This window comes from Lentilactobacillus sp. Marseille-Q4993, from assembly GCF_951230165.1.
Taxonomy (GTDB): Bacteria; Bacillota; Bacilli; order Lactobacillales; family Lactobacillaceae; genus Lentilactobacillus.
In genome coordinates, this window is record NZ_CATNVB010000022.1 from 1 (window position 1) to 10,869 (window position 10,869).

The 10,869-nt window shown below is 40.7% G+C and carries 14 protein-coding genes; 10 read left to right on the top strand and 4 right to left on the bottom strand.

Annotated elements, in window-relative coordinates:
* From QOW94_RS07550 to QOW94_RS07560, 3 genes are all read left to right on the top strand, one after another.
* Window positions 1-247, top strand: a 247-nt coding sequence (locus QOW94_RS07550; protein WP_283679751.1) for a hypothetical protein, incomplete at its 5' end; no start/stop codon positions are given.
* Complete coding sequence (locus QOW94_RS07555) at window positions 162-1,232, top strand: endonuclease/exonuclease/phosphatase family protein (RefSeq protein WP_283679752.1); 1,071 nt, start codon at window positions 162-164, stop codon at window positions 1,230-1,232. The genes QOW94_RS07550 and QOW94_RS07555, both read left to right, overlap by 86 nt.
* A gap of 50 nt (window positions 1,233-1,282) precedes the next feature.
* Window positions 1,283-1,723, top strand: a complete 441-nt coding sequence (locus QOW94_RS07560) for a GNAT family N-acetyltransferase (RefSeq protein ID WP_283679753.1) — start codon at window positions 1,283-1,285, stop codon at window positions 1,721-1,723.
* A gap of 104 nt (window positions 1,724-1,827) precedes the next feature.
* On the opposite strand, the gene crcB is transcribed toward QOW94_RS07560, so the two are convergent.
* Together crcB and QOW94_RS07570 are read right to left on the bottom strand one after the other, a co-directional pair.
* Window positions 1,828-2,175: a fluoride efflux transporter CrcB gene (gene crcB, locus QOW94_RS07565; RefSeq protein WP_283679754.1), complete on the bottom strand. Its 348-nt coding sequence runs from the start codon at window positions 2,173-2,175 to the stop codon at window positions 1,828-1,830.
* Between the two features lies 1 nt (window position 2,176).
* On the bottom strand, window positions 2,177-2,563 hold the full coding sequence (locus tag QOW94_RS07570; protein ID WP_283679755.1) for a fluoride efflux transporter FluC: 387 nt from the start codon (window positions 2,561-2,563) through the stop codon (window positions 2,177-2,179).
* Window positions 2,564-2,991: 428 nt separating this feature from the next.
* Here QOW94_RS07570 and QOW94_RS07575 point away from each other — a divergent pair, with 428 nt between their 5' ends.
* Together QOW94_RS07575 and QOW94_RS07580 are read left to right on the top strand one after the other, a co-directional pair.
* Window positions 2,992-3,876, top strand: coding sequence for a homoserine O-acetyltransferase/O-succinyltransferase family protein (locus tag QOW94_RS07575; RefSeq protein WP_283679756.1), 885 nt, complete (start codon window positions 2,992-2,994; stop codon window positions 3,874-3,876).
* Window positions 3,851-5,128, top strand: coding sequence for an O-acetylhomoserine aminocarboxypropyltransferase/cysteine synthase family protein (locus tag QOW94_RS07580; RefSeq protein WP_283679757.1), 1,278 nt, complete (start codon window positions 3,851-3,853; stop codon window positions 5,126-5,128). Before QOW94_RS07575 ends, QOW94_RS07580 begins: the two co-directional genes overlap by 26 nt.
* A gap of 376 nt (window positions 5,129-5,504) precedes the next feature.
* Here the strand turns inward: QOW94_RS07580 and QOW94_RS07585 are convergent, their stop codons facing one another.
* Window positions 5,505-5,828 (bottom strand): heavy metal-binding domain-containing protein, encoded by a 324-nt coding sequence (locus QOW94_RS07585; protein WP_283679759.1) that lies wholly within the window; start codon window positions 5,826-5,828, stop codon window positions 5,505-5,507.
* 170 nt (window positions 5,829-5,998) lie between these two features.
* The gene (locus QOW94_RS07590; protein ID WP_283679760.1) at window positions 5,999-7,336 is read right to left on the bottom strand and encodes an FAD-dependent oxidoreductase; all 1,338 of its coding nucleotides are present in this window, start codon (window positions 7,334-7,336) and stop codon (window positions 5,999-6,001) included.
* Window positions 7,337-7,544: 208 nt separating this feature from the next.
* Between QOW94_RS07590 and QOW94_RS07595 the strand changes: the two genes are divergently transcribed.
* The 5 genes from QOW94_RS07595 (at window position 7,545) to QOW94_RS07615 (ending at window position 10,815) form a co-directional block, all read left to right on the top strand.
* Window positions 7,545-8,003, top strand: a complete 459-nt coding sequence (locus QOW94_RS07595) for a GNAT family N-acetyltransferase (protein ID WP_283679762.1) — start codon at window positions 7,545-7,547, stop codon at window positions 8,001-8,003.
* 1 nt (window position 8,004) lies between these two features.
* Window positions 8,005-8,883 carry an RluA family pseudouridine synthase gene (locus QOW94_RS07600; protein WP_283679763.1) on the top strand — a complete coding sequence of 293 codons (879 nt, stop codon included), beginning with the start codon at window positions 8,005-8,007 and terminating at the stop codon, window positions 8,881-8,883.
* Window positions 8,884-9,043: 160 nt separating this feature from the next.
* Window positions 9,044-9,217 carry a hypothetical protein gene (locus QOW94_RS07605; protein WP_283679764.1) on the top strand — a complete coding sequence of 58 codons (174 nt, stop codon included), beginning with the start codon at window positions 9,044-9,046 and terminating at the stop codon, window positions 9,215-9,217.
* A gap of 147 nt (window positions 9,218-9,364) precedes the next feature.
* Window positions 9,365-10,117, top strand: a complete 753-nt coding sequence (locus tag QOW94_RS07610; protein WP_283679765.1) for a DUF1003 domain-containing protein — start codon at window positions 9,365-9,367, stop codon at window positions 10,115-10,117.
* 101 nt (window positions 10,118-10,218) lie between these two features.
* The gene (locus tag QOW94_RS07615; RefSeq protein WP_283679766.1) at window positions 10,219-10,815 is read left to right on the top strand and encodes a GNAT family N-acetyltransferase; all 597 of its coding nucleotides are present in this window, start codon (window positions 10,219-10,221) and stop codon (window positions 10,813-10,815) included.
* The last annotated feature ends 54 nt before the right edge of the window (window positions 10,816-10,869 follow it).

Consider the following 10,869-nt stretch of genomic DNA (forward strand, 5'->3'; position numbering starts at 1 on the left):
GGCCTTGATGATGGCTAATTTTTCTTATTTTTTACTGATAAAAGAAAAACTGGATCATATTTTTCAAAAAGTCATGAAAAATATGATCCAGTTTATTTATTGGCGGGACTTATGTCCCGGCCTCTTTTTGATATCATTGAATTATGAAAGAGGGGCGGAACATGAAGCGATTGGCCAAGTGGATACTGTGGTTGTTGGTAGTATTTCTGATGATTGTAGCTGGATATGTTGGGTACGTTTACCTTAGCTATCACCGACTACCAGATAATATTCAACTTAGTCCTAAGAATGAGACGGACCGAGTTTTAAAACCAGGAACAAAGTATAAGGCAATGACATTTAACGTTGGTTACGGTGCCTATCCTCACAACTACACGTTTTTTATGGACGGTGGCTATTATTCGCGGGCGTTCAGCAAGCAAACGGTTAAGGACGATATAAATGGCTTTGTTGATGCAGTTAAAAGTGAAAATCCTGATATTGCTCTGTTTCAGGAAGTTGATACGGATGGCGATCGGTCGCATCACGTTAATGAGGTTAAGTGGTTACAAACTCATTTGCCAACGTATTCGAGTGTGTTTGCCCAGAATTACGATTCGGCCTACCTGTTTTATCCAATAACGCACCCAATTGGTAAAGCTAAGTCCGGAATCGTCACAATAGCTAAAACCAAAATTAACGACAGCACTCGGTACAAACTACCAATTGATACTAATTTCAGTAAGTTTTTTGATTTGGATCGAGCAATTTCAGTTACGCATATTCCGGTTAATAACGGTAAGCAGTTGGCTGTAATCAACGTTCATTTGTCAGCGTTTACCAAGAACCGAGCAGTACAAAAGGCCCAATTGAATAAGCTGTTTAATCAAATGACGAGTGAATATGATAAGGGTAATTACGTAATGGTTGGTGGTGATTATAACCATGATATGCTCCAGGATAGTCCTAAGCTTTTTCACACTACTAGCAAACGGTTGAGTTGGACGCATCCATTCCCAATTCAGCAGATTCCTAATCACTTTCATCTGGTTACCAAGGGTTTGAAAGCTGCAGGCATCCCATCAGTTAGAAACAATAATATTCCATACAAGCAGGGGAAAACCTATGTTTCGTTCGCTGACGGTTTTATGATTTCGGATAACGTAAGGGCTGATTCAATTAGGGTGAAAAATCTTAAGTTTGCCCACTCAGATCACAATCCCGTTGTTATGCAGTTTGAACTGAAAAAGTGACTTAGGGCGTCGTTCATGAGATGATTATTTAAAATGACTAGGAGGACCTTATGACCGTAAATTTAAAACCGATTGACCGTCATTCGGCTGATTTTTCTGCAACTAAGCAGCTGTATCTAACGGCGTTCCCAAAGGAAGAGCGAATTCCAATGTGGTTTTTATTGTTGCGAAGTAAGCAAGACCAGGCTGAGTTTCTTGGAGTTTATGACGATGATATTTGGATTGGTTTAACATACTGCGTAACAAAGAACGACATTACTTACGTTTTCTTCCTGGCAATCGACGAAAATCAGCAGTCACGAGGATATGGTAGCCAAACACTGACGGCGATCAAGCAACGATACTCCACCAATCGAATTGGTTTGATGCTAGAAGAGGTCAAAAAAGACGCCCCCAATTATGAGCAGCGTCTTAAAAGAAAGCAGTTTTACCTAAAGAACGGGTTTGAAGAGACTGATTTTGTGATTACCGAGGGGGAAAGTCCCTTATGAATTTATGTGCTTCAATGGCGAAATTTTGGGAGACGAATACTTAGAGCTTATCAATTCGTACGCTGGAATATGGTTGCGATGGTACATCGATACTAAGGTTCATGTTAAAGCAGAAAACCCAGAGTAGCCGCGCCAACTCCTAAACCAATCGTCAGGATTAGGTACCAGCTAACCATCCGAATTTTTTGCTCTTTTAGTAGGCCGAGACATTCATTGATCATGGTAGAAAACGTGGTAAAGCCACCGCAAATCCCGACGCCTAAAAAGACGCTCCAATTTGGACTTCCCGTTAGCAAATTGGTAAAGAGGCCAAGAAAGAATGCCCCAATGATGTTGATTACCAGCGTGGCAATTGGAAAACCGGTCATCTTGTGCTGGTTGATTAATTTGGTTATGTCATAGCGGGCAATAGCACCAACTGCGGCCCCTAAACCAGCCAATAAATAGTTCATTTTATTGCCCTCGCTTTCTGGTGAGGGTAATTTTGTTACCAAGTTTTGAACCTAATAATGCAAACAGCAATCCAACGGCCAAGCTACTAACTAAGTAAATAATGGCAGTAAAAATTTGGTGGTTAGAAACTAACTTTATAATTTCAACTGAAAATGATGAAAACGTGGTGAAAGCACCAATCATCCCGGTCCCAAGGGCGAGGGTGAGTTGGGCAGGAAATCGCTGAGATACTGCTAGCGAAGAGTTGATAAGTGCAAGAATAAAACAACCAATTACATTGATGGTGATTGTAGCAAATGGGAACGATGAATTGGGAATTAAATTATCAAGGCCTAAGCGAGCCGCTCCGCCTAAAAACGCGAAAAGGCCAATAAGAATTTCATCCATGCTGACTCCTCCTGAAAAGTCTTAGTCTCTAAATGATAACGCTGAGAAGGGAAATTTTCATAAAATTATTTTTTGAAAATGCTATTGACTTTCGCGTAGCTATTCGTATAATTGGATTTAACTTAAAAATTAATTAGACGTAGATGAGAAGAGTAACATCGAAATGAGTAAGACAGAGAGCCTTGAAGTGGTGAGAGGGGCAACTCGAGGAGATGTGAAGATGAGCTCTGAGTCAGTTTGGCGGTCGTAAGGCTAGTCAAACCGGTGGCAACCGATACATTGCGGAGTTTTCCCAACAGAGAGCTTGTCGAGGTTGTTGCTGCGAAGTGACAACAAATCAGGGTGGCATCACGAAGCTTTCGTCCCTTAGTCAGAAATGGCTATGTGGCGGAAGCTTTTTTATTTTATAAAAATAGGAGTTGATTAATATGACAGCAAACGCAAAGAACGGATTGTTAGCAGCAGATGGTAAGTGGCAGAACAACAATTTAAAGGATCCATTATCAATATTGGTGTTGAATCTAATGCCGACAAAACGGACGACTGAACGCCAATTTTTATCAACTTTTGATTTTATGGATAGGGATGTTGAACTTACTTTTTTGTACCCAAGAACTCATCACTTCAAGACGGTGTCAAAGGAAGATATTGAACGATGTTATTGTTGCCTAGATGATGTCTGTAACGAGCACTTTGATGGGATGATTACTACTGGAGCACCAGTCGAAACCTTAGCATTTAGCCGAGTTGACTATATTCAGGAGTTAAAGCAAATCTTTGATTGGGCAGAAACTCATGTTACCGAAAGATTGTATGAATGTTGGGCAGCTCAAGCAGAATTATTCTTAGAATTTGGGGTTGAAAAACGACAGCTGCCAAACAAACTGTTTGGAATTTATGGTCCGGATAAAGTCGATGTTACCTCACCACTTCTTAACGGTCTTGGCGGTAACTTTAAAATGCCTCAGTCAAGAAATACCGCCGCAGTCTGTAGCAGCCCAATTGAAGGGGTCAAGGTTGTGGCGAGCTCTGAACAGACTGGCCCAATTATTCTTCGAGATGACGATAGTCAAGAAACGTTCTTTACTGGGCATCCTGAGTACACAGCAGAAACACTTTTACTTGAGTACCACCGGGACTTAAATAAAGGAATCAAAATCAACAAACCGGAAAACTACTTTGTCGGAAATGACGAAGAACAAATCGACTATTCATGGCGAACAACTAGCCTACAACTTTATAACAATTGGATAAATTTAATAAAAAACACGAAAGAGGTAATTACAGATGACAGAAGAAAATTATCAGTTTGAAACCCTTCAGGTCCACGCAGGCCAAACCGTTGACGAAACTGGAGCCAGAGCAGTTCCAATCTATCAGACCACCTCATATGTATTTGATAGTCCAGAACAAGCGGCTGGAAGATTTGCCCTAACTGATCCAGGTAACATTTACACTCGATTAACTAACCCAACTACTGATGTTGTTGATAAACGAGTGGCAGCGCTGGAAAACGGAACTGCAGGGGTAACCCTTGCTACTGGTTCAGCTGCAATCGTTTCTGCAATCCTAAACGTTGCTGGTAAGGGTGACGAAATCGTTTCTGCAAGTACTTTGTATGGGGGAACCTTCGACCTGTTCAACGTAACATTACCAAGACTGGGAATTAAGACTCATTTCGTTGATCCAGATGAACCTGAGAACTTTGAAAAAGAAATCAACGATAAGACGAAGGCACTTTACGTTGAAAGCATTGGTAATCCTGGAATTAATTTGGTGGACTTTGAGGTAATTGCTGATGTAGCTCATCGCCACGGGTTGATTTTGATTGTTGATAACACGTTCGGAACACCTTACTTGGTGAAGCCACTTGACCATGGTGCAGATGTCGTCGTTCACTCAGCCACGAAGTTTATCGGTGGCCACGGAACTACGATGGGTGGCGTTATCGTTGAGAAGGGGGATTTTGACTGGCAGGCAAGTGGTCGTTACCCAGGATTTACTGAGCCTAACGCTCAATATAATGGGTTAGTTTTTGGAGATCTTGGAGAGGCAGCGTTTACCACTAAGGTAAGAGCTGAATCATTACGAGACTTGGGTGCTACGATCAGTCCGTTCAACTCATTCTTATTATTACAAGGACTCGAATCCTTATCGTTAAGGGTTGAACGCCATGTTGAAAATACCAAGAAGATTGTTGAATTCTTAGATAACCATCCTAAGGTTGCTTGGATCAACTACCCTGGTTTGAAGAGTAGTAAGTACCATAAACTAGCCGAAAAGTACTTTCCAAAGGGAGTTGGCTCAATCTTCACTTTGGGGCTAACCGGTGGCGAAGAAGCGGGTAAGAAACTAATTGAGAATTTAAATCTGTTTTCATTATTAGCAAACGTGGCGGATGCCAAGTCATTGATTATTCACCCAGCGTCGACGACTCATGCCCAACTGAACGATGAAGAACTTGAGGCTGCGGGGGTGACCCCAGACTTGATTCGAGTATCGGTTGGAATTGAGAATGCAGATGATTTGATTGCGGACTTAAAGCAGGCGCTTGATAAGATATAAAAAAAGTCATTTGGACCCCGTCCAAATGACTTTTTTGTGAATATTGATCGTAGTGATTGAGTTTTGCATCGCACTACGTTTGCTCGCTGACATTTCTTAATTTGGTGCTTGAGGATTCTAGTGGGAAGTCGCTCACTAGGACAGCTCACCACAGCACTTTCCTCGCTTAAATCAAAAGAATTACCGCGCACTGCGTTTGCTCGCTAATCCTTTTAAATTTAATGCTCGAAAAGTACCGCTGTGGTTCACTCACTATCTAGGACAGTTCACCACAGCACTTTCCTTGCTTAAATAAAAAGGATTACCGCGCACGATGTTTGCTCGCTAATCCTTTTAAATTTAATGCTCGAAAAGTACCGCTGTGGCTCACTCACTCTTACTTAAACTTCACCGCCGTACCATACGCCGCAACTGATTGCATATCAGTTCCAATCGATCCCGAATCAAATCGCATCATTACCACGGCATCGCCACCCATTTCCTTGGCGTTGGCCTTCAGGCGATCAACTGCTTCGTTTCGAGCGTTATCCAGCATATCGGTGTAATCTTTGATTTCACCACCGACAATATTTTTTAATCCGGCCCCAATGTTTCGGACTAAGTTTTTTGATTGAGTAGTTAAACCGAAAACTTCACCGATGATTTCGTATTCCTGTCCAGGAATCTTTTCTGTTGTTGTAATAATAAAGTTGTCTGCCATCTTTATTCCCCCGTTAATTATTCTTATCAAAAAACCCACCAACCATGAGATTGATGGGGATGCATCTCAAAGATTTTTCATGTGGTTGAAAAAGATCTCATCACGATGCACTTTTATTATATCGTGTTACGCAAGTAATCACAAAATATTTTTACGAAAATAATCACAAACTACTTTGAAGCCTTTTCCTGAGCAGCTTGAGCTAAGATGTTGAGATAATTAAATGGTCGGTCAAACTGTGGTTGGAATAGCATATCAACCATTGCTAAATCATCGATAGTGTTCTCATTTTGAATACATACAGATAGGGTGTTTGCTGACTGAGAAACATCATACATACTCATTAAAGCGCCACCCAGAATCTTTCGACTATCTTTATCAAACACTAGTGACATAATAACTGGCTCAGTTGAAGGCATGAACTCTGGTCGGTAATTATCGTGAACGATAACTTGATCGGCGTTGATTCCTTGAGCTTTAGCCGCTTCGAGAGTCAACCCTGTCGCAACTGCTGTTCGGTCGTAAAGCATCAAACCAGATGATGATTGGGTTCCCATGTACTTAACGGTTGGTTTTTCAATATTCTTCCCAACCAGGATTCCTTGACGAACGGCGTTGGTTGCCAATGGAATATAAGCCAAGCTATGAGTTGGGTTGTAGTGAACGGCAACACTGTCACCAGCTCCGAAGATATCTGGATCAGAAGTTTGCATATAATCGTTGGTGATTAAAGCACCATTCTTTTCCATATCTAGTTTGCCCTTAAATAAGTCGGTGTTAGGTCTGAAACCAACACATAGGATAACTAAATCAGCTTCGTAACTATTTTTGTTAGTGGTTACGGTTGTTGTGTCAGTTCCTGAAATTTCTTGAACTGTTTCACCAAGCCCAAGAGTAACTCCATTCTTTTGGAAATCTTCTTCAATGACATCAGTAAACTCTTTGTCGAAATATTTACTCATGATGCGATCAGCGCCATCAATCAAAGTGACTTCATAATCGGTCTTGCTGTAGGCTTCAGCCAATTCAGCGCCGATATAACCGGCACCGATAACGATAATTCGTTTTGCACCAGCAGCCTTGCTAAATAGAGCTTGCGCGTGATTGTAGTTCTTGCAAAGATAAACGTTAGGGTTGTCTACCCCTTTAATTGGAGGGATAACTGGCCACGAACCTGAAGTAGCAATCAGCTTGTCATAAGAATCTTCGAATTCGGTTCCGTCCGCAAGATTTTTAACGGTGATCTTCTTGTTGGTGTTATCAACGTTTTCAACTGAATGTTGCATTTTAACGGTAGCGCCGAGTTGCTTTAGCTCCTCTGGACTGGAGTAAAATAGGCCTTGAGGATCCTTTACCTCTCCCCCGAGATAAAGGGCGATTCCACAAGAAAGAAATGAAATATTATCATTCTTTTCATAGACTGTTACCTCAGCGTCTGGGTGTTCTGCTAAGATAGTTTTAATGGCAAACGTTCCTGCGTGGGTACATCCGATTACGGCAATTTTCATGGTGTTATCTCCTCTAAAATATAGTTTGATGATTCACAATCATCATGTACTACTTATTTTATCCAAGTGGGATACACTGTCAAGATAAAGCATTCACGGTTTTTTTAATGTGAATTTTTATTCACAAGGATATCCGTTTACGGACACATAGTTTGACCATATTCAAATTGGTTGTTCACAATCTAAATTTATTTTTGGTGTTGTTTTTATGATTACTATTCACGTTGAAAAACAGGCAACTGAATTACTAATGAGTTATTTGCTGCTAGCGGATCCAGATAAAAAAGTTGTAAGTGATTATCTAACTGATGGTACCTTATTTTCAATTCGAAAAGATGATAAAATTGTTGGGGTAATTGTAGTCGTTCAAGAAGGCACCAATAAAATTGAAATTAAAAATCTAGCGGTTGATCCCAGATATCAGGGCCAAGGAGTCGCTACTACTGCTATTAGACTTGTGGAAAAATGGGCATTTGAGAGAGGAAACTCAACGATTACTGTTGGCACGGATAATTCCAGCCTGCAAAACATTGAGTTCTATCACAACCGAGGGTTTGAAGATGTTTTCGTAAAGCGGGGATTCTTTCTGAAGTATGACTTGCCAATTTACGAAAACGGGATAAGGGCTACGGACTTACTTATGTTTGAAAAGAAACTAGGAGAATAAGATGCAATTTGAATTTACTAGAAATGAAAACGATCCAGAAAATTTGAAGGCGTTTTTGAATAGTCGCGGTATTAGCCATCGAATGTACCGTGGACTCAAAGATGCTGGTAATCGAATTTTTGTGGATGGCAACCAAGCTGATCCAGCGGCGAAACTTAACGAGGGGGCAGTTGTTGGCGTTAGTTTTCCCGATGAACAATCAGATCCGAACGTGGCGGTAAGTGATCAGCCAATTTCGGTTGTGTATGAGGATAGCAATTGGTTAATATTTGATAAACCCGCTGGGTTGACGGTTGTTCCCGGTCCAGCCAATCGTGAGGATACCTTAGTTAATCGAATTAAGGGACATTGGCAGAGAAACGGTGAAGTTAATTTGGTTCCACATATTATTACTAGGTTAGACCGGTTCACTAGTGGGCTAGTTTTAGTCGCGAAGCACAGATTTGCAAATAGTTTGGCAAATGAACTTAGTGATAAGAAACTGATTCATAAGGAATACTTTGCGATTGTCAGTGGCAACGGTCTAGATAAGCATGCCCATATTGATAAACCAATTGCTAAAGATCCTGATGGCTTTGGACAAATGATATCTGATGGCGGTAAAAGTGCGGATACAGAGTATTGGGTCGAGGAGCAGACAGATATGTGGACAACTGTTAGGGTCATCCTTCATACTGGCAGAACTCATCAAATTCGGGTTCACTTTGCAGCTATTGGTCACCCTGTTCTGGGTGATGAGTTGTACTCTGGCCCACTTGATTTAGGAATCAACCGGCAGGCTTTACATGCCAAGGAGCTAGCTTTCGATGATCCGTTTACTAATGAAAAACGGTCGTTTGTAGCTCCAATTCCTGAGGACATGAAAGCAATTATTGATTAGAGTTTTGCTCATATTTAAAAGTTGTAACCCTATGGGCCAACTATAATTTGTTAGTTATTGTTTTTATAAATTACAATTTGATGAAAATAAGCCATTTGACTTGAGAATTCTTGATTTATCGGGTATGATAGCGGTATCAAATTAGAGGAGGAGACTAAATATGTCTACCAATGGGGAATCGGAACAGACGATTCAAAAAATTATTGCTGAGATCGAAGCTAACTTATCTGTACTTGCATGGGTGAATACAGAAAACACCGAGGAAGTAGAAAAACACGTTCAGGCGTTGAAAGCTGCCTTGTCAGAAGCAAAGGCTGATTTAGTTAAGGCATAATCATTTGGGGACTAGGGTAATCTTTATCGATTCCCTCACAGAGTAACTCTGTGTTTAGTCGTACCACCTAACGTTAATTAATAATTCAAACGAAAGCTTCACTGATATAATGTCAGTGAGGCTTTTTTAATTTTGGAGGACAAAAGTATGCAAGAGACAGAAAACTATGAAATTTGTATCGTCGATAATGCAAAGCACCCCCTAGATGAAGGGCGACTGTTGAGAGAACTCGAACCGGCAACTAGAAATCTTATTAAGGCGGATTATCCTACCGCAAAAGTGACTGATTTTATTTGTGATCATCACCTGTTGAAGTATCAATTGCTCAGGGTGGACTCACTGATCAACACTGATATGAAACAATCCAAGAAGATTAGTCGGAGACTAACGAAGGCAATGCAGTCGGATGACTATGACATTATTGATGTTAATGACACTTTGAATAAGAGCTTAACGGTTGGCCAACGGGTTTCTGACGCGGTTGCCCGATTTGGTGGTAGCTGGGGATTTATTGGGATATTTACGTTTGTGCTAGTTGCTTGGATGGTTATAAATGGGATGCAGTTATTTGGAGTGAAATTTGATCCATTTCCATTTATTTTGCTTAATTTAGCGTTAAGTTGTATTGCTGCTATTCAAGCTCCAATCATTATGATGAGTCAGAACAGAGCTGCTGACCGAGATCGAATGAATTCAGAGAATGACTATCACGTAAATTTAAAGTCAGAACATGAATTGAGAATTTTGCACTCAAAGCTTGATAACCTGACTCAGAATCAGTTACCCCATACCTTAGAGATACAAAAGTTGGAAATCGAGATTTTGGGGCAAATCAGAAATGAACTTGATGATATTCAAAGGGTTCAGAAGAGTGAGGATGAGGTTGATAAGAACCAATAGGAAAACAATTTTCTGAAACGATGGTCACCAGTTTTGACATAAATTCCTTTTTTCGGTATTCTAGTTTGTAACTAAACGAAAGTACAACTAGGAGGATTTTTTTGATAACCGTAAGAGAAGCACAACAGGATGACGCTGGTCAGATAGCGCCGTTAATGGATATTATCTTTGATGAGATGGAACTTAATGAATTGGATGACGTTTCAGAACCTGGATTAGCCAAGGTCATCACGAGAGCTTACCAAACCGATGCGTATTTGGGTGGTAAGGCAATTACCGTGGTGGCCGAGGCCGATGGCCAAGTTATCGGGGTCCTGTTTGGATACCCGAGTGAGAATGAGGATGCAATTAATAAAGTTCTATATGATATTTCAAAGAAAAGTGCTGATTTCAAACAACCATTTGAAGCAGAATCGGAAACTAATTTTGATGAATGGTATCTCGATTCTATTGCTGTTCATCCTGACTATCAGGGCCACGGAGTTGGTTCGAAATTGCTAGACCACGTGAGTGAGTTGGCAATGAACGATGGTAAGGGTGTGGTTGGATTGAACGTCGATTTCGAAAATCCAAATGCACAAAAACTATATGAACGAAAAGGGTTTGAACCTGTTGGTTTGCAGATGATTGGTGATCACATGTATCACCACATGCAAAAAATGGCTTCAACCAGAGTTCGTGAGTATGTGAAAGCTTAATACAAGCCTAAGTGGTTGGGACATAACTAGGTAAATCTAATAAAAGTAGCGATA